Origin of the sequence: Paenibacillus albiflavus (assembly GCF_004344915.1) — a bacterium.
GTDB classification, from domain to species: Bacteria; Bacillota; Bacilli; order Paenibacillales; family NBRC-103111; genus Paenibacillus_AM; species Paenibacillus_AM albiflavus.
Window position 1 is genome coordinate 26094 of the sequence record NZ_SKFG01000010.1, and the last position, 18414, is coordinate 44507.

General features: G+C 43.5%; 17 protein-coding genes. 1 reads left to right on the top strand and 16 read right to left on the bottom strand.

Going from position 1 to position 18414, the window contains the following annotated elements:
- Positions 1 to 27 precede the first annotated feature (27 nt).
- The 9 genes from hrcA to gpr all read right to left on the bottom strand — a co-directional run bounded on the left by hrcA (position 28) and on the right by gpr (position 9095).
- Positions 28 to 1056, bottom strand: a complete 1029-nt coding sequence (hrcA, locus tag E0485_RS11165; RefSeq protein WP_132418127.1) for a heat-inducible transcriptional repressor HrcA — start codon at positions 1054 to 1056, stop codon at positions 28 to 30.
- Positions 1057 to 1195: 139 nt separating this feature from the next.
- The gene (locus E0485_RS11170; RefSeq protein ID WP_132418128.1) at positions 1196 to 1678 is read right to left on the bottom strand and encodes an N-acetyltransferase; all 483 of its coding nucleotides are present in this window, start codon (positions 1676 to 1678) and stop codon (positions 1196 to 1198) included.
- Between the two features lie 188 nt (positions 1679 to 1866).
- Entirely contained in the window at positions 1867 to 3018 is a 1152-nt protein-coding gene (hemW, locus tag E0485_RS11175) for a radical SAM family heme chaperone HemW (RefSeq protein ID WP_132418129.1), read from the bottom strand.
- The gene (locus E0485_RS11180) at positions 3015 to 3209 is read right to left on the bottom strand and encodes a YwbE family protein (protein ID WP_132418130.1); all 195 of its coding nucleotides are present in this window, start codon (positions 3207 to 3209) and stop codon (positions 3015 to 3017) included. Before E0485_RS11180 ends, hemW begins: the two co-directional genes overlap by 4 nt.
- A gap of 427 nt (positions 3210 to 3636) precedes the next feature.
- Positions 3637 to 4302, bottom strand: coding sequence for a PDDEXK family nuclease (locus E0485_RS11185; RefSeq protein WP_132418131.1), 666 nt, complete (start codon positions 4300 to 4302; stop codon positions 3637 to 3639).
- Between the two features lie 116 nt (positions 4303 to 4418).
- Complete coding sequence (gene lepA, locus E0485_RS11190) at positions 4419 to 6233, bottom strand: translation elongation factor 4 (protein WP_132418132.1); 1815 nt, start codon at positions 6231 to 6233, stop codon at positions 4419 to 4421.
- An 81-nt stretch (positions 6234 to 6314) separates the two neighbouring features.
- Positions 6315 to 6695: a hypothetical protein gene (locus E0485_RS11195; RefSeq protein ID WP_132418133.1), complete on the bottom strand. Its 381-nt coding sequence runs from the start codon at positions 6693 to 6695 to the stop codon at positions 6315 to 6317.
- Positions 6696 to 6749: 54 nt separating this feature from the next.
- Positions 6750 to 7961, bottom strand: a complete 1212-nt coding sequence (gene spoIIP, locus E0485_RS11200) for a stage II sporulation protein P (protein ID WP_132418134.1) — start codon at positions 7959 to 7961, stop codon at positions 6750 to 6752.
- A 138-nt stretch (positions 7962 to 8099) separates the two neighbouring features.
- Positions 8100 to 9095 (bottom strand): GPR endopeptidase, encoded by a 996-nt coding sequence (gene gpr / locus E0485_RS11205; RefSeq protein ID WP_132418135.1) that lies wholly within the window; start codon positions 9093 to 9095, stop codon positions 8100 to 8102.
- 195 nt (positions 9096 to 9290) lie between these two features.
- Between gpr and rpsT the strand changes: the two genes are divergently transcribed.
- Complete coding sequence (rpsT, locus tag E0485_RS11210; protein WP_132418136.1) at positions 9291 to 9557, top strand: 30S ribosomal protein S20; 267 nt, start codon at positions 9291 to 9293, stop codon at positions 9555 to 9557.
- A gap of 82 nt (positions 9558 to 9639) precedes the next feature.
- On the opposite strand, the gene serS is transcribed toward rpsT, so the two are convergent.
- The 7 genes from serS to E0485_RS11245 form a co-directional block, all read right to left on the bottom strand.
- Positions 9640 to 10917: a serine--tRNA ligase gene (gene serS / locus E0485_RS11215; RefSeq protein WP_132418137.1), complete on the bottom strand. Its 1278-nt coding sequence runs from the start codon at positions 10915 to 10917 to the stop codon at positions 9640 to 9642.
- A 333-nt stretch (positions 10918 to 11250) separates the two neighbouring features.
- Entirely contained in the window at positions 11251 to 12282 is a 1032-nt protein-coding gene (gene holA, locus E0485_RS11220; protein WP_132418138.1) for a DNA polymerase III subunit delta, read from the bottom strand.
- A 255-nt stretch (positions 12283 to 12537) separates the two neighbouring features.
- The gene (locus E0485_RS11225; RefSeq protein ID WP_132418139.1) at positions 12538 to 13659 is read right to left on the bottom strand and encodes an anti-sigma factor family protein; all 1122 of its coding nucleotides are present in this window, start codon (positions 13657 to 13659) and stop codon (positions 12538 to 12540) included.
- Positions 13659 to 14204 carry an RNA polymerase sigma factor gene (locus E0485_RS11230; RefSeq protein WP_132418140.1) on the bottom strand — a complete coding sequence of 182 codons (546 nt, stop codon included), beginning with the start codon at positions 14202 to 14204 and terminating at the stop codon, positions 13659 to 13661. Before E0485_RS11230 ends, E0485_RS11225 begins: the two co-directional genes overlap by 1 nt.
- A gap of 150 nt (positions 14205 to 14354) precedes the next feature.
- A complete protein-coding gene (locus E0485_RS11235; protein ID WP_132418141.1) occupies positions 14355 to 16868 on the bottom strand; it encodes a DNA internalization-related competence protein ComEC/Rec2 in 2514 nt (837 codons plus the stop codon).
- Positions 16869 to 16993: 125 nt separating this feature from the next.
- Positions 16994 to 17509 carry a deoxycytidylate deaminase gene (locus E0485_RS11240; RefSeq protein ID WP_132418142.1) on the bottom strand — a complete coding sequence of 172 codons (516 nt, stop codon included), beginning with the start codon at positions 17507 to 17509 and terminating at the stop codon, positions 16994 to 16996.
- A 292-nt stretch (positions 17510 to 17801) separates the two neighbouring features.
- Entirely contained in the window at positions 17802 to 18410 is a 609-nt protein-coding gene (locus tag E0485_RS11245; protein ID WP_165921152.1) for a ComEA family DNA-binding protein, read from the bottom strand.
- Positions 18411 to 18414 lie beyond the last annotated feature (4 nt).

Consider the following 18414-nt stretch of genomic DNA (forward strand, 5'->3'; position numbering starts at 1 on the left):
TCTAATAAAAGGCATGTTTAGCATAAATCAAGTTTTGTACCATTTGGCCAAAGAAATTTCTAAATTCTTGGACATGTAATCAAGCAATCGAATAACCTTACCATATTCCATACGCGTTGGCCCCAAAATACCGACTGTACCAATCAGTTGATCATCAATCGAATAGGTCGCCGTAATTAAAGAACAATCCGTTATCGCTTGAACTGGGTTCTCGGCACCGATCCGAACCTGCAATCCTTCAGGCGAACTGGTAATAAGCCTAATTAGCGTAGGAGTCTCAGCAAGTAAATCAAGTATATTCTTTACCTTGTCAACATCTTTAAATTCAGGCTGTGTCAACATGTTAGTCGAGCCGCTTATGAATATTCGATCCTTCTCGTCGCTTAACAGAACACCTTCAATCATAGATAGAAGTTCTTCATAGCTAGAAGTATATCTGGAAAGCTCATTCGCAACCTCATTGAATAACTTAGACTTAAATTGCTTTAAACTTACATTCGCCAAACGGTCATTCAGTAAGTTAACGACTTTCTGGGTATCGGACATAGACATACCTTGAGGCAAAGTGAATGTCCGATTCTCCACATGCCCTGTGTTCGTCACGATGAGTGCAACCGCGGTCGTATCCGTAAGAGGAACGATCTGCACGGACTTAAGCGTTGTTCCAAAGACCTCAGGCCCTAATACAATCGATGTATAGTTCGTGAGCGACGATAGAACAGTAGCTACATGACCGATCACATCTTCCATTTGTTGAATTTTATTAGAAAAATACATCTTCATCAAATCAAGCTCATTCGGATTCAAAGAACCCTGCTCAATGAGATGATCCACATAATAACGATATCCTCTATGTGACGGGATCCGACCCGCGGATGTATGTGGCTGTTCCAAAAAACCCATCTCTTCCAAATCGGACATCTCATTCCGAATTGTCGCTGGGCTGAAGCCGACATTACCGCGCTTGGAAATGCTGCGCGAACCAATCGGCTCTGCAGAGCGGATATAATCATCTATAATCGCACTAAGAATCGTTCGTTGGCGTTCCGTCAGCATAGTGATACCTCCAATCATCTAATCGTTAGCACTCATCTCAAGTGAGTGCTAACTCATAAATAAAAAATAACAGACCCGAAGGTCTGTTGTCAAGTATTAACGCCAATGCCGTCTTACAAAGCGACAGTTTCCATTATGGCTAACTCGCTTCGATATCTAGTCGCTTAAGAACCGCAATTTCATCGCAGCAGAATTGCTTCTTGCAATTGACGCAGTCCGTCCAAACTTTCTCTGGGAATATTTCCTTCGGTTCAATTCGGAACCCATTTTTCAAGAAAAAAGCAACCTCATACGTTAAGGCCATTACTTTAACAATACGCTGTTCTCTTGCATTCTCCACAAGCGCATCAACGAGCTTTGTTCCAATCCCCTGACCTTTGTATCCATCCGATATGCCAAGGGAGCGAATTTCTACTAAATCAGGTCCTAATTGCGTCAACGACCCACAACCGATTAGCTCATGCTCATTCGTCTCTGCTACTACAAAACTATTGATTTGATTGCGTAATGCTTCCTTGGATCGATATAGCATGATTCCTTGCTGTGCATAACGATCTATAAGTGCAAATAATGCTTCTACATCCGTTTCAACTGCATTGCGGCAAATAATTTCTATCACCATGACTGAACCCACCTTATATCTAGCTCCGTAATTAACCTATTAAAAAGGATTTACGAATAAATATACAATATTATCGCATGTTTATACAAGAGCAAATAATGAATCTTTTCTGAAAATAATTTGTGGATTCTTTTTGAACAAGAAGAAACCTGTCCAATTCAGAACAGGTTTCTTGAATATATAGGATTTTAAGATAGAAATGAACCAAACACATCGTTGCCAAATAACAAGCCTTTATCCGATAAACGATATACGTCATCTTCATAGATAAGCAGCTCTTGCGTAACAAGCTTATCAACGATAGGTCCAAATACGTCTGTAATTGAAAGGTCAAATTGTGCTCTAAAATCAGCATTCTTCACTCCGCAAAGCATCCGTAAGCCAACCATCATGAAGTCTTCCATCGCTTCCTGCTTGCTAACCTCATGTTGTTCTAGTAGAGGCAATCCTGCCTTCGTTCCTTCGATATAGGGATTGACCCCTTTGATATTCACATGTCGCATATGATTCGCGTAGCCATGAGCACCAGCGCCTATCCCGTAATACGGCTCATTTTTCCAGTAGGTAATATTATGTTTGGAAGAATAGCCCGGCTTTGCAAAATTTGAAATCTCATACTGCTCATAACCAGCTTCTTGAAGCCTGCGCATAATAAGCAGATACATTTGCAGTTCTTCCTCTTCATCAGGAAGCGGCAGTTGATTCTTATTAAATAGTTTATAAAATAATGTATTCTCTTCTACCTTTAGGGAATAGATCGAGTAATGCTTTAAATCCAGCTTCAAGGCTGCATCCAGCGTTGCATCCATCATATCAAGCGTCTGCTTCGGCAAACCAAACATGAGATCAATCGAAATATTATCAAATCCAACCTTACGCGCATTTTCAATACTTCGATATACATCATCTGTATGATGAATCCTTCCTATTCGCTCAAGCAGTTCGTTATTGAACGATTGCACCCCGAATGAAAGTCGGTTAACGCCACCTTCCTTCATGACTGCAAGCTTCGCCTCGTCCGTAGTCCCCGGATTCGCTTCCATACTAAATTCAATATCCGAGCTTTGATTTGGAAAATAGGTCCGTACAAGCTTCAGAAATTTACGCATTTGCTCTGGCAATAACGTCGTCGGCGTACCGCCACCAACAAATATAGTCTTGATTGTCTCAGGTGGAAGCTTGGTCACCGTAAGCTCCATCTCCCGCTCAAGCGCTTCTAAATAAGCATCTACGGGCTGCCCTTTGAGTACAACCGAGTTAAAATCGCAATAATAGCATTTATTTGTGCAAAATGGGATATGAATATAAACGGCTTGTGGCGCCGCATTTAAATAAGTCATTTAATAATTTCCTTTACTCTTCCTACCTGACCATCCGTTAGTCGCACTTTGATTCCATGCGGATGATTCGGTGAGTTTGTTAGTATGTCTTTCACTATGCCGCGAGTCAGTTTACCTGTTCGCTGATCATTCTTGAGCACGATATCGACTTCGATTCCCGGAGTCACGTCCTTGCGCTGCTGCCCGTTCATATTTCGCCTCCGTCTAAATGGGTGGTAGTGTCATTTGATTTACACCCACAGTTCATTCTACTATAAAACGCAGCAAAATCGAAATTTTGTTTTAAGAGGGGGCTGGCTGATCAGTTGAGCTCAAGCTCAGATAAGGAGTAACCTTCTCATTTGGTGAAATGTGACACCGAACCGAACCTTGACCCTAGCTTTGAATGTAAAACATACAGTCAAAATCGCAGTTTCTGCTCAAAATTAACTTTTGGCTGCATAACGTACATTCAAAACTCATCGTTATTGCAAAACTAGCCCCACCAGTTACTTTTGCCTGCACGAAATGCAGGCAAAACTCAGAAATCGGCATTGTGGGCGATTTTGAATGTATAAAATACATTCAAAAACCACCAATTAACTGCTCAGCACAAATCCATCCTTCTACCTAGAATAACTACACCAAATGCTGCAATGTTCTCAGTTCAACCTCATAATACAATACACCACGAGCAGTAGGAATTGGTCGGAGCCATCCTTTATCGACTAAAGAACGCAGCCATTTGCAGGCTGTACGATGGTTCACGTCCATTGCGCTCGATACATCGATTGGTCGTATTGGTTTGCCTAGCTGCCAAGCTAGTCGCAGCACCTCTTTCTCAATAACTCGAGCGGGAGTTAGTTTATGCTCTTGCATCAAATGAGGTCCTATCACCATCTGCAGCAGCATTCGGCATACCTCAGGACGCTCTTTTACATCATCGTAAGAGAAATGGATCATCTTCCATCCGAGCCCCGTAAGGAATGCATCTCTTTTCAACGAATAGCTAAACCCTTCACGATCCAAATCCCGGACATGGGACTGGTAACCATCACACTCGATACCTATCCGACCAAACGAAGGTAAGAAAGCAAAATCAAGAAACACCGATTTACGATTCCAGTCGTATACTTCGTACTCAGGGTGCAACTGCTCGAAGCTACCAAAAAGCGGCCACCATACATTGTGGAGGAGTAATCTTTCTGCATGTGCATGCCCCCTCTCCAACCTGCCCTTGCGTTCACCTGATCTTCTGCTTAAATGGTCTTCAATTAATGCGCAATGTGCTGCTTCAAAACTCATCTCAACACTTCCTCCCATCAAATGATTACGGAAACAAAAACACAAAAACGCCCCTCAGCACACTTGCTTTGCTAAGGGACGTTCTTCGTCACTGCATGAATATATTCGTTTATTAACTACTCATCAATCTTCAATACAGCCATGAACGCTTCTTGCGGCACTTCAACGGAGCCGACTTGCTTCATCCGTTTCTTACCTTCCTTCTGCTTCTCTAGCAGCTTACGCTTACGGGAGATGTCACCGCCGTAGCACTTGGCAAGTACGTTCTTGCGCATCGCTTTAACGGTCTCACGGGAGACGATCTTCTGCCCGATAGCAGCTTGGATAGGTACCTCGAACATTTGCCTTGGGATGAGCTCACGAAGCTTCTCACAAATGATGCGTCCGCGGTTATAGGCACGATCACGATGCACGATAAAGGACAGCGCATCGACCTGTTCATTATTAAGCAGAATATCCATCTTCACAAGATTCGATTTGCGATAGCCCGACAATTCATAGTCGAATGAAGCATACCCCTTCGTGCTGGATTTTAACTGATCGAAGAAATCATACACAATCTCGGACAACGGGATGTTGTAGGTCAGTGTTACGCGATTCGTATCCAAATATTCCATGTTTTCGAATTCGCCGCGTTTATTTTGACAAAGCTCCATAATCGCTCCTACATAATCGTTAGGCACGATAACCTTTGCTTTCACATAAGGCTCTTCAACGAAATCGATTCGTTGCTGTTCGGGATAGTTGGATGGATTGTCAATATCAATGACTTCACCATTCGTTAAAGTAACCCGATATATAACGCTTGGCGCAGTCGTAATCAGCGGAATATTAAACTCACGTTCAATCCGCTCCTGAATGATTTCCATATGCAGAAGTCCAAGGAATCCGCAACGGAAACCGAAGCCTAAAGCAGTAGAAGTCTCAGGCTCATACGTTAAGGAAGCATCGTTAAGCTCAAGCTTCTCAAGCGCTTCACGAAGATCATTGTAATCGGTCGTTTCAATCGGATATAGACCGCAAAATACCATCGGATTAATGCGACGATATCCTGGCAATGGTTCAGCAGCAGGGTTCACAACTGTTGTTACAGTATCCCCGACGCGCGTATCCCCTACATTCTTGATCCCTGCAACGATGAAGCCAACGTCACCAACGTTCAGCTCATCAATAATCGTCATCCGCGGCTTGAATGCACCAACCTCAATAACTTCAAACGTTTTGTTCGTCGCCATGAATTTGATTTTGGAACCCGCACGAATAGAACCATCTACTACACGCACGTAAACAATTACACCTTTATACGGATCATAATGAGAGTCGAAAATAAGCGCTTTAAGCGGCTTGGTGTGGTCACCAGTTGGCGGCGGTACCTTCGCGCATACTTGCTCGATAATTTCTTTAATTCCGATCCCCGCTTTAGCAGATGCAAGAACAGCTTCGGATGCATCTAGTCCGATAACATCCTCGATCTCATGCTTAACACGTTCTGGATCTGCACTTGGCAAATCGATCTTGTTAATAACTGGAAGAATCTCAAGGTTATTATCAAGAGCAAGATACACGTTAGCCATCGTCTGTGCTTCAATTCCTTGCGCAGCATCTACGACAAGGAGAGCGCCTTCACATGCTGCAAGACTTCTGGATACCTCATACGTGAAGTCGACATGCCCCGGTGTATCAATTAAATTCAAAATATATTCTTGTCCATCATCTGCGCGATAATCAAGTCTTACCGCTTGCAGTTTAATCGTAATTCCACGTTCACGCTCAAGATCCATCTGATCGAGCACTTGCTCCTGCATTTCACGAGAGGACAATGTCCCTGTATATTCCAATATCCGATCCGCCAACGTCGATTTCCCATGGTCAATATGGGCGATAATTGAGAAGTTGCGAATTTGCTTCTGTCTAGCTTGAATATCCGTCATGCCTTACCCCCACTATCAATACAATAAGCATCATTATAACAGTTGGTGGAAAAGGCTTCAATGTTTACCTTTAAACAAGCTTCATACAAATATATCAAATAGTCCTGAAAAAAGTGAGACGATGAGCTGTGCGACCTTTTTGAGCATATTTCCGATACTATTCCCGATGCTTCCGAACAAGGATGTCTGTTCAGTCTGATTCCGCATCTTCTGGATTTGTTCATAGGAAAGCTTCTCTTCCTTCGCCTTCATCTCGGTCGATTCTTTTCGCTTCTGTGCGGCGAGTTCGTCCTCTTGTTGCTTCTTCTTAGCTGCTGCATCCTTCACGATCTGTTCTTTGTTCATCGGACCATATACCTGCTGGACGCCACTGGAAGCAAGACTTAGACCGAATAGTATACAGAACACGGTAAATATGATGGCGAGTCCAATTTTAAGATAAAATTTACCCATCCGACTCATTACATCCACACTCCTAAATTTATTGCATGGCAGCGTGCGCGTGCAGCAGCCAACTTATCCATTCACCTTCTGCGCTTTGAGAATCACTTCTGAAATGGCGGAGCTAAGCAAATCAACGGTACGATAGCATTCTTCAAGCGTATTGTAAGGTCCACCTACTTCGATCAGAATCGCATGAGGTGAAATCGTCTGATTGTAGACACCATTGCCTTCTTTTTCAGTCTTGGCATAAATCCCTTTGGACAAGCCTGGGGTGCCCTTTTCCAATATCTCATGAATCTGATTAGCGAATGCTTCATTTTTCTTCCAATTTGGATTAGCCGTACCGATGATAAAATAGAGCTGCGCATAATCCTTCCCGTTGATCGTGATAGTAGTCTTCTTACGTGATGAAGAATCACGGTGGATATCAAAATAATATTGCAAATCGCTATTAATTGCTGTCACTTCCTGTAAGGTACGCATCGAATATTTATAAGAATAACTATTATTGAAATTTTGAATAATGCTAGGATAGTTTGCAGTGGAATGAAGCGATTCAACACCCTTGTTCTGCAAGCTTTCAGCTAACCGCTGACCAACTTGCATAATATTAACCTTAGAACTATATGCTAGATTCGGATCTGTAATTCCTTTGTCCTTGAGCTCTGGCAAGAAGGATTCGGTACTATGTGATTGATAGATAAAAGCAATCTTTTGGCTTAGAGCGGATTTATTACCTTCGGAAGGTTTGTCGATTGGCGCAGGAATCGGCTTAGCTTTTTCATCCGCATCCCGCTGAATACCTTCAGCAGCCACACCCGCACCTTCAAATACACTCGCTGGCGGTGTTATATGCAAAGGATCACTCGGATTATCTACTTTACCGGGACGTAATACAGTGGTCTGACCCGTACTTAGCCCTGGAATTTCATGTGTAAGCGCAGACTGAGGATTCTCGGGATTCAAATCAGTCAAAAATCGCACCATAAAATACAAGATGTTTTTAGCAGAAAAAGTAAAATCCATCGAGTCTTGCTTCAATCCAGGCACTTCCATCCCTAACATATCGACGAAGAATTGATTAGATACCGCTGCTGCAAGTCCTTTGAATGAATTAACCGATGGGGTGTCCGATTTACTTTGCAGCATACTGCTTAAGCTGACTATGACGATCACAAGCAATGTACTAATAGAGCCAATGAGCATGAGTTTCCCGAAGGAACCTGCACTCTCTAATGTTTTGCGCATACTATTTAAATTTAGGGTTACCGCTGTTCTTTTCATATGAATACCCTCCTATAACCGTCTACCAATCTATTTATTATTAATCTATGAGAATATTCAATTTAATAGAACTGATTTTAATAGTAAAAAGCACTTGCCCGCGCTTTCCTAAACGCTGAGCAAGTGCTCGTCTTGAGATCAATGTGTATAGGCTGCAACATTATTGACATCAATCGCTTCATGCAAGGCAGCGTTCAATCCACTGGCAATGATGTTCGCGATATCCTCAATAAACTCATCGACTTCCTTCGGCGTAACGAGCAAATCATGTCCAAGCGGTTCAAGGACCTCTTTGACCAGAGATAAACGCTCATTCTCCTGCAACGTATCGAGCATCCCAAGAATTTTCCCCTGGTTGTTCGTACTTTTGCCAAAATGACTCTTCATCATGTCAATGCTGTTGTTCACGATTGTGGACGCATAGACGACAGTTGGTACACCGATTGCAATAACAGGTATTCCTAAAATTTCTTTCGTTAAACCTTTGCGCTTATTGCCGATTCCTGACCCTGGATGGATTCCAATGTCAGCGATTTGAATCGTCGTGTTCACTCGTTCAAGTGCCCTAGAAGCAAGCGCATCAATAGCGATGAGGAGATCAGGCTTCGACTTCTCTACAATCCCTTGTACAATTTCACTGCTCTCAATACCTGTAATCCCGAGCACTCCTGGTGCTACACCACTTACAGGACGATAACCGGGGCTAACTTGATCAGGCATCAATTCAAAAAAATGTCTTGTCACAAGTAAGTTCTCCACAACTAGCGGGCCTAGCGCATCAGGTGTTACATTCCAGTTGCCAAGCCCGACCACAAGCACCTTTGCCATTTTGGAAATGCCCAACTCCGTTAAGAAACGCTCAAACTCCTGGGCAAATTTGGTCGCGACTCGATCCTGCAAGTCTGAATCCTTGCCTCTTAACTCTGGAACTTCAAGCGTGATATATTTGCCAGGCATTTTACCTAATGCAGCAGCACCTTCGGGAGTTAGAATATCAATTTTGGTTACCTTGATTCCTTCATCCTCAGACACGTCTGAATGAACCCCCGGAATTGCGCTACCTCGTTCTTCACTAACCGAATCCCTTGCTTCTAAGGCTAGGTCTGTTCTTACCGCATACATGCTTAAGTCCATATCATTCCCTCTTTTACCGTAACATTCTTGATTATTGTGGGATAAAAGCTAACCGCTTATGCACAAACTCCATTCAATTCCTCGTTATTTCTAATAGGTACATGCTTGATTTTTATAGCGTGCCGTGATAAAATGTTCAAAGTTGTCAACATTCGTAACGTTGATCGATGTGTATCGAAGTAGGAGGTGAACGTCTTGCCAAACATTAAATCCGCTATTAAACGCGTGAAGGTTAGCGATAAGCGCCGTCTGCGCAATGCATCCCAGAAGTCTGCACTACGTACAGCAGTTAAAGCTTTTGAAACAACTGTAGCTACGAATAACGTAGATTCCGCCAAAGAAGCTCTTATTCTTGCTTCTAAGAAACTGGATAAAGCAGCTTCCAAAGGTTTAATCCATAAAAATGCCGCTAACCGCAAGAAATCGCGTCTAGCTAAAAAGCTTAACGCACTACAAGCGTAATTTTAGATTACAAATTAGCAAAGTCTGGACCAATTGGTCCAGACTTTTTTCGTATTATATACTATTGAATCGGGTCATATCCTTATATCCTAATTTCCGATATCCCATATAGATAAGGGCGAAGTGCCTTCGGAATATTGATCGAGCCATCCTCACGCTGATGGTTTTCTAATAATGGAATTAATATGCGCGGAGTAGCTACAGCTGTATTATTGAGCGTGCAGCAATATTGAAGCTTACCCTCTTCATCGCGATAACGAATGTTCGAGCGTCTAGCTTGGAAATCAAGGACATTCGACGCCGAATGCGTCTCGCCATACGCCCCTCTGCTAGGCATCCACGTTTCGATATCATACTGCTTATAATTCTTCTGACTTAAGTCCCCCGTACATACAGCTACAACCCGATAAGGAAGCTCAAGCAGCTGGAGAATATCCTCTGCATTCTGCGTCATTTCCTGCAAGATGCGATCCGATACAACTTCATCATTTTTGCACAGAACGACCTGTTCGACCTTAGCAAATTGATGCACACGATATAATCCCCGTACATCTCGTCCAGCCGATCCAATCTCACTGCGGAAACAATTTGATACACCGGCTAATCTGATAGGCTCCTCTACATCGATAATTTCATCCGAGTAATAAGCAACTAGCGGAGCCTCTGATGTTCCAACCAAATACTTGCCTTCATCTTGAATTTCGAACGCCTGATCCTTTCCGAGTGGGAAGAAACCTGTATTCACTAATGCATCTTCGCGTACTATGACGGGTACGTCCAGCATTTGATAACCACGAGGCACCAATAGGTCAATGGCAAGCTGCTGTACCGCACGATGCAGGTGTAATCCCCAGCCCTTCAAGAAATAATTCCGCATACCGGCTACTTTGACTCCCCGGGCTAGATCGAATAACTGATGCTTCTCACCAAGCGCAATATGATCAAGCGGTTCATAATCAAAAACGGGAATGTCTCCATGTTTTCTTATTTCTACATTATCAGCATCCGATTGCCCCATAGGCGTATCTGCCGAAATTCGATTCGGAATCAATTGCATGATCTGGTCAAATTCTTCATCCATTGCGCGCAACTTCACTTCTAGATCCCCAAGTTCTGCATTAACCGTCCTTACCGCTTCCTTCGTCTCATTCGCGAGCTCTTGCTTCGCCTGTTGAACATATCCCGCTATTTGTGCCGAATAGTCATTACGCGCTTTGCGAAGGCTCTCTACCTGTATCCGTAGGCTCCTACGTGCTTGATCCAATTCGATCCACCGATCTAGATTAACCTGAATTCCTTTAAGCTGAGCTACTTTCCGCAACTCTTCAATATGCTCACGAATATAATTTACATCCAACATCTTCTATCTACCCCTTTCGAATATGAAACCATAAAAACACAAAAAGCGCCCTTCGTCTGTTGGGACGAGGAGCGCTTATTAGTCTCGCGGTGCCACCCAATTTGGCTGAAGCAATAGAATGCTTAGCCCACTTTGGTTCTACTGTAACGGGTAGATCCCGTTCTACTTAGGGAACTTAAGTAAGTTCTGGTCGTAGATACTTCCGAGTTGGATGCTCTTCATTAGCATAATGTCGATGTGTAATTGTTGAAATTTATTATATGACATCTAACATAAGAATACAACCTGTTAATTCACACCAATAGAAATTAGCTCTTAACATGCTTCGATGTCTTAACGTTGCTGACCTTCGGCAAGCTTCATTAAGAATAACTCCAATCCTAGCACCTTATCGATTTGCCCACTTTTCATTTGATAGTCAAGATCAGCAAGCATCGCGATTATCGTAGTCAAATAGCCTGCTTCAAAAGAACGAGCTTGTCCTTCTGCGATCTTGACTGCATAAGGATGTAGTCCGATCTGTGAGGCAATCTGACTTTGTGAATAGCCTTGTTTCGTTAATTCCTTCACCTGCAGCATAATACGGAACTGTCTTGCGATCAGCATCATTATTTTAATCGGCTCTTCTTTGTGCTTAAGCAGCTCTTCAAGCAACAAAAATGCTCGTTCAATCCGAAGCTTGGCTACTTCTTCTACAAGCATAAAAACACTTTGTTCACTGCTACGCGCTACAAGCTTATCGATTAATTCAATCGTCGCCGTACCGCTATTCTGCAAATATAAGGACAGCTTCTCAATTTCAGTAGATAATTGCTGGAGATTAGCACCAATGTTCATAATCAACTGTTCAACTGCACCTGCTTCGAATGTGAAGCCTGCTTTAGTCGCTGCTTTAACAACCCAAGTATGCAATTCCTCTGGCCCAAGCAGTGGAAAAGGCACCAGGGCATCCAGCGCTTTAATCTTCTTGACGATGGTCTTGCGCTCATCCAGCTTCTCAGCATCAACTGTGAAAATAATGACCGAATATTCAGCAGGAGCTTTTAAATACTCCACCAGCTTATCTAAATCATGGTCAGCTTTGCCTGTGTCTTTGGCCCCTGTCAGAAACAAGGCATTATGAGCAAAAATCAGCTTATGCGGCACCATGAATGGAGGTGTCTCTGCATCTTCGATCACAGCTTCTATGCTCGTTTCTTTGAGATCAAATTTACTGATCGCAAACTCTTTATACTCAGGTTCAATTAATTGATCAGCTACGTAATCAATGAATTGCTGCATCAAATATTTCTCTTGTCCATAACAAACATATAGCGGAAGTAGATGACCTGCTCCCACATCTTTAGCTGCCTTGCGGTAATCCATAGGATTTTTTCACTCCTTATCAGCTCTATCTTACCAACGCAAAGGGGACTACGTCAAAACCTAATCAATAGGTAAGCCGTAGACCCCTCATGCGTTTGGAGCTCCGCAAACTGGATACCGATGTTGTTCAAAGAAGCATCTATTTAAACACTTGTATAAGGCTCTAGAAACCTTATACATAGCGATAGTAATGCTTCACACGGTTATCTTAACCGTGTCTTTGTTACAACATATGCAGAACACTCTATTTGGTGCTTATTTAATTAATTGTTCTGTTTTGAGTACAACATCAATCACATATCCATGTACTTTCTGATTGTCGATCACTTCATAATATAAGCGATTGTTCTCAACCCATACAATCGAGCTAATCTCTTCGGTATCAGACCACTGGCGAAGCGAGGTAAATACAAGCTCATTCTTCGCTGCTGTCGAAATCGTTAATTTGCCGTCCTTCACTTCAGCGACATACTCTGCATTCGCTGTTCTTAGATCGCGGTTGGCCAAATAATTCTCACCAGTCACCTTAAAGGTCATCTGATGACCAATAAGACCTTTAGTTCCGGAGTCCTCACTCAAGCCTTCGTAAGTACCTGACTCCAAAGAGTCGATCGATTGCTCGCTCCCCCCATTTGAAGCATCGGATGGTTCTATTCCGCCATGAGAACCTTGTTCCTTTGGCGTTTCATTGACAGCTGATCTCTTGTCTGTCTGCGTGTTCTTACTTTGATGCGTAAGAGCAGATACCTCAGGTTCTTTGGGGCTTGGAGCCGGCACTAGTCCATCATCTGGGTTAGTCCTGGTCGATGGCTTATCTAGCTTGTCTTCAACCGCTGAAGGTGAATCAGTCGCTGATTCTTGACCTCTTGTTGACATTGGGCTAGAAGCTTGGTTACTAGTCGTATCTGTAACAGGTGGCTCTGCAGCATCGCTTACAGGAGCTGAAAGACTATTAACTGTTTCTGGATTGAACGACGGTGTGCTGCCATTCATAATGAAGAACATGACAGCGCATGCTGCAATCGCAACTGAACCAGTAACTTTCCACGATATATTCGTAAAGAAACGACGTGTTCGCGTATTATTGTAAGGCTGATCAGCAGAATCTGTATGAACGATAGCAGCACTTTCTTCACGTTCACTCTGCTGCTGACGATCGATCTCCGCTAACTTAGGCAATATCGTATCAACGACACTGTATCTAGGCTTTACTTCTGGCAGCTGTTCCAGTTCAGCAGATAGGAGCTTAAGCTTCTTAAACGTTGAAGCACATTGTCCGCATGTACGAACATGAGTCACCAACTGAAGCTCTTCTTCCTCTGTTAAATCATGGTCAACGTACCTCTGCATCAGCTCTATCATTAGCTTACAATTCATTACCGAACACCTCCTTTCTGATATTCTTGCAGAAGACTTTGAAGTTGCTGCCTTGCCCTGAATAAATACGATTTGACCGTATTAAGCGGCAGGCCTAGGCTTTCAGCAATTTCGTTATAGGAAAAATCCTGCAAATATCGGAGTACAATCACAGTACGATGATGCTCTGGGAGCTTATCTATAGCTTCTCGAACGTCTTTTGCTAAGTACATCGTCATAACCTCTTCTTCCACATCCTGGTTGTAAGTTAAGTAGGGATCACTTTCTTCGATGGAAATAGTCGGTTTATTTTTACGAAACTTGTCGATACAAATGTTGGTCACAATACGCTGTACCCAGGTTTTAAAAAGCGCTTTCTCCTCATATGAGCCGATCTTGGTATAAATACGTATAAGTGCTTCCTGTGTAGCATCGAGTGCATCCTGCTCATTATTCAGCACATAATAAGCAGTACGGTAGACATGAGTTTCGATATCTCGCAACAGGGTTATAAGAGCCTCACGATCTCCTGATTGTGCCGCTCTTACTAATTCCGCCGCAACCACTAGGGACTCTCCCCCTCTCCCGTTATCCTTATAGACGGACTTTCCTTCTAAAAGGTTGCTAAGTTAAATTAATTTATGTATCTTTCCTTTTGTAGGATAGCAAAAAAAACGATAAACCACAAAAAAATATGAGCAGTTCGCCCTTTTTTGCTAATTATTACTAATTAGTTTGGCTTTCCACTCTATTGTACCATGTTTAACGATGCTCTGTATTTCTCCATATAAATCAGTGCGCAAAATTTGCGTATTCGCTGCCTCAAGCTTCTCTAAAGTTGTCGCAGATGGATGTTTATATATATTATTAACCCCAACCGAAATAACTCCTACCTGAGGTTGCCACCATTTGAGCCATTCAGGTGAAGTAGAAGTTTTAGACCCATGATGGGCAACTTTAAGAACATCGATTGCTACCTTGGGCAAAGCGACATCCGCAAGCAATTCTTTTTCTGAAGGTGCTTCCATATCCCCTGTAAAAAGAAAATGCATTCCGTCCATCTCTAGCAAGAAAACGACGGAGCTATTATTCTGGTTTTTCTCCATTCGTATGCCTGTTGTTGGCATGTCGGGTAATAGAATATGAATCTTTGTTTTATCATCTATTACATATTGTTGACCTTTACTAGCAGCAAGCATAGGGATTTGCTTGTTAAGTACATTGCCAAATAAAGCTGTGTTGCTCGCATTCTGCTTTAAAGTCCCATTGAACAAAAAGCTGCGTACAGGGATCTGATTAATGATCGCTTTGAGCCCTCCACTATGATCTTCATCCTGATGAGTCAGAATGAGCAGATCGATTTGATGAACACCACGCTTCTTGAGCAGAGGGACGACAAGCTTACGACCAACCTCATACGGATCATTGCGTGCTCGCCACCCATCTCCTTCCTTCGTAAATCGCACAGTTCCTCCTCCATCGACCATGATGTGCTTACCTGAAGGCGTACGTATTAGAATCGCATCCCCCTGCCCAACATCAATAAATTGCACAGAACCATAACTGCTCCATCTGTCAGGTGTATATCCCACATACAGCAACATGGCAAAACAGAGCAGAGCTAGTGCAGCGCCACATTTGGCTAATAAGACATAATGATTAGCCCTGCCAACCGTCAGTACAGCAACTCCAGGATCTAAACCTCTACTGTAGGTTCGGATTGCCTGAGCAAAAATATAAATCAGCATGAGCAGTCCAAAGTAAATGCCTATCCACATCAGATTCGGTGAAGGCCATATTAATTGCCCCTTCCAAACTTGCATAAAATCCATCACAAAGAAGCAGCCCGCATTTACCCAGCCAACCACTTCTCCAATCCATTGACCTGCTGTTACCCAAATAAAGTCAACTAGCAGGGCTAATAGACCAACTGGATATACAATCATCGAGAAAACGGGGATAAGCAGCATATTCGCAATAGGCGACAATAATGAAAATTGGTTAAAATAGTAAATGGATAATGGAAAGGAAACTAACGTAGAGACAAGATTGACGGATATTGAACTTGTTATCCAGGGTTTCATCGTTGGCAGCAATTCGTTAACGCGAGGAACACCCCAAATCAAGCCAGCCGTTACGATAAAAGAGAGTTGGAACGATATATTGTGAATATAGTAAGGCTCCCATACAAGTAAGCCTATAGCAACCAGACAAAGGATATACAACGTATCTTTGCCCCATCTTTGGCGAGTTGCCCATAATGCAATCATAGCCATTGCTCCAGCACGGATAACGGATGGAGAGGCACCTGTCAGCAGAACGTACAAGGGCAACAAGCACATGGAGACGAGCAAATAGGTCTCGCGAGTCAGTCTTAGGCGCTTCATGATCCACATCAAAGCGCCGATAAAAACCGTCACATGAAGACCACTGATGGCGATAATGTGTGTAAGCCCGAGCGCGGAGAACTGATCGAAGAGCTCAGGGTCCATCTCATCTCTCATGCCGATGAGAATGCCTTTCATGAATGGGGCGTAATCCGCAGGAAAGACCCGATCGATGCGCGATGATAGCGCATCGCGAAGCTCATCCGTCCAGCGCAGCAGCTGGACGGGGCGCAGCTGCCAAGGAATCGACTCCTGCTTCGCGGTGTCGATTCCTTTGGCTGAGAGCAGCAAGTGAATACGCTGCTCGTGCAAGTATCGGCGGTAATCGAAACCGCCGAAGTTGCGTGCCGCTGAAGGGCGCTCCAAAGTCGCCTTCAGCGTTAAGCTATCCCCGCGTTGCCAGCCGCGGGCAACGTCCTGCTCAGATTGCTTCTGCAATTTCAGTGAGATTTGCATCTTCTCACTTAATGTCTGCATGCCTTCGCCAGCAGCAGGTAATAGATGCTCTACCTGGAGAACAAAGGAAACGCGATCCCCATCAACCGCAACGGGTGAGGCAATCATCCCTTGCACAACAACCTCTTGATCGATCCAGCCGTTAATTATAGCTAACTGCTCCATATCGGATGTATTCGCCTTATCATTTGCCTGATAGTAACCCATTGCAACAATAACTACTAGAACAAGACCTATTATCGATCGTTTCGGTATTCGAAGAATATATACAAGAACTATACATAAGGCTGCTATAGCTGAAGTAATGTAATTGAACCAGCTTAGCTGCAAATAAATCTGAATGCCATATCCCAATACCCAAGCAGCAGCAATCCATACCAGATTCATACCTATTACTCCTCCCCTATTCTTACTCCCAAGCGACAAACAAAAAACACCTCGCTTACGAGCCGCCAATCACTGGCAAGGTCGTAAACGAGGTGCTTCCTCACATACTATATTCATCGTAATGATTAATTCGTAACATCCATAACAGTGCCTACTGGTGGTTCATAGGCAGTAATTTGTCTGAACTTTATCCCGCGCATGCTCATCAGATTCGTTACCTTGTCGCTATCTTTCGGATAACCGCGATGATACACGATCTCGATGACGCCTGAGTTGGCAAGCATGTTCGCACATGTCCAACAAGGCTGATCAGTTACATAAACAACAGAACCTTCTCGATCATCTCTGTCTGTGAATAGCAGCAGATTCTGCTCGGCATGGATCGTGCGAATGCAGCGCTGCTTGCGATTCATCTGTTCTGTGCCATCCTCTGTGATATGTACCTCATATTCCTCTACGAGCATACATCCTGCTTCCGTACAATCTGGCACCCCCATCGGCGCTCCATTATAAGCGGTACCAAGCAGTTTCTTCCCTTTGACGAGAACAGCCCCTACACGCCTTCTATTGCATTGTGAACGTGTGGCTGCCATATAGGCAATATCCATGAAATATGTGTCCCAATTCTTGCGAGCTGTCATAACTTATCACCTATCCTATCTCGTATCTTAATTAATGGCTCAACACTAAGATTAGTTTTTAACATCTGGTAGTGCCGCTGCGAGGACGGATCATTCTTACGATCGCTGTTGTCACCAAATTTCTTGATCTGATAAGCCATTAGAGGGTAGAAATTCGCTGACAAAGGCGAACGCTAACGCTTCTCCAGAACGATCCGTCCTCTCCGCTCCATTCGCTATTTTGTCTAGCACTGATTATTGTTCTGAGCCTTATTTATTCTCTCATATTTAGCTGTAGGTTGAAAGCATAAGGTTATTTGGAGGATGAGGATACATAGACACTTGAACGCAGCTTCTCGAAAATTTTGGGTCCAATCCCTTTCACATTCATTAAATCTTCGATAGAACTGAATCCTGACTTCTTCTCGCGGTACTTAATAATTTCCTTTGCTTTGCTCGGACCTATACCCGGGAGTGTAACTAACTGTTCTGCTGACGCCGTGTTCAAATCTACTTTGTCCGAGTCCATGTTAGTGGTGCTGCTTGACTTTGAGCCTACATTTTCTGCAGGAGCTGGCGCCGCGCCAGGTAAGGAGTTGCCACCTGAATTCGCTCCAGCCGTCTCACCTGGACTGGCCTCAGATGCAGCAGTCTCATTAACTGATGAATTGGATGACGCGCTTGCCGCTGGATCAGGCGTAGCGCTCGATGTGGAGGTTGAAGCCGCCTGTTTCGAGTTTCCCCCTCCATTTTTAACATTAGACTGCTCACTGAGCAATTGTTCCATCGATTCGTTAAGAAGCGTAATATTCCCCCCAATTGGTGTTGTTCGGCTAAAAATGACCATCAATAGGACAACAAGTCCCAAAATCACTCCTGTCATGATCAGATAGAGAACCAGCCTGTTGTTTATTCGTAACAAAGAC

Excerpts from the sequence above, each read along its gene's own strand:
- hrcA (WP_132418127.1), bottom strand. The coding sequence starts at position 1,056 with ATGCTGACGGAACGCCAACGAACGATTCTTAGTGCGATTATAGATGAT.
- E0485_RS11170 (WP_132418128.1), bottom strand. The coding sequence starts at position 1,678 with ATGGTGATAGAAATTATTTGCCGCAATGCAGTTGAAACGGATGTAGAA.
- hemW (WP_132418129.1), bottom strand. The coding sequence starts at position 3,018 with ATGACTTATTTAAATGCGGCGCCACAAGCCGTTTATATTCATATCCCA.
- E0485_RS11180 (WP_132418130.1), bottom strand. The coding sequence starts at position 3,209 with ATGAACGGGCAGCAGCGCAAGGACGTGACTCCGGGAATCGAAGTCGAT.
- E0485_RS11185 (WP_132418131.1), bottom strand. The coding sequence starts at position 4,302 with ATGAGTTTTGAAGCAGCACATTGCGCATTAATTGAAGACCATTTAAGC.
- lepA (WP_132418132.1), bottom strand. The coding sequence starts at position 6,233 with ATGACGGATATTCAAGCTAGACAGAAGCAAATTCGCAACTTCTCAATT.
- E0485_RS11195 (WP_132418133.1), bottom strand. The coding sequence starts at position 6,695 with ATGAGTCGGATGGGTAAATTTTATCTTAAAATTGGACTCGCCATCATA.
- spoIIP (WP_132418134.1), bottom strand. The coding sequence starts at position 7,961 with ATGAAAAGAACAGCGGTAACCCTAAATTTAAATAGTATGCGCAAAACA.
- gpr (WP_132418135.1), bottom strand. The coding sequence starts at position 9,095 with ATGGACTTAAGCATGTATGCGGTAAGAACAGACCTAGCCTTAGAAGCA.
- serS (WP_132418137.1), bottom strand. The coding sequence starts at position 10,917 with ATGTTGGATGTAAATTATATTCGTGAGCATATTGAAGAGTTGCGGAAA.
- holA (WP_132418138.1), bottom strand. The coding sequence starts at position 12,282 with ATGGATTACCGCAAGGCAGCTAAAGATGTGGGAGCAGGTCATCTACTT.
- E0485_RS11225 (WP_132418139.1), bottom strand. The coding sequence starts at position 13,659 with ATGAATTGTAAGCTAATGATAGAGCTGATGCAGAGGTACGTTGACCAT.
- E0485_RS11235 (WP_132418141.1), bottom strand. The coding sequence starts at position 16,868 with ATGAATCTGGTATGGATTGCTGCTGCTTGGGTATTGGGATATGGCATT.
- E0485_RS11240 (WP_132418142.1), bottom strand. The coding sequence starts at position 17,509 with ATGACAGCTCGCAAGAATTGGGACACATATTTCATGGATATTGCCTAT.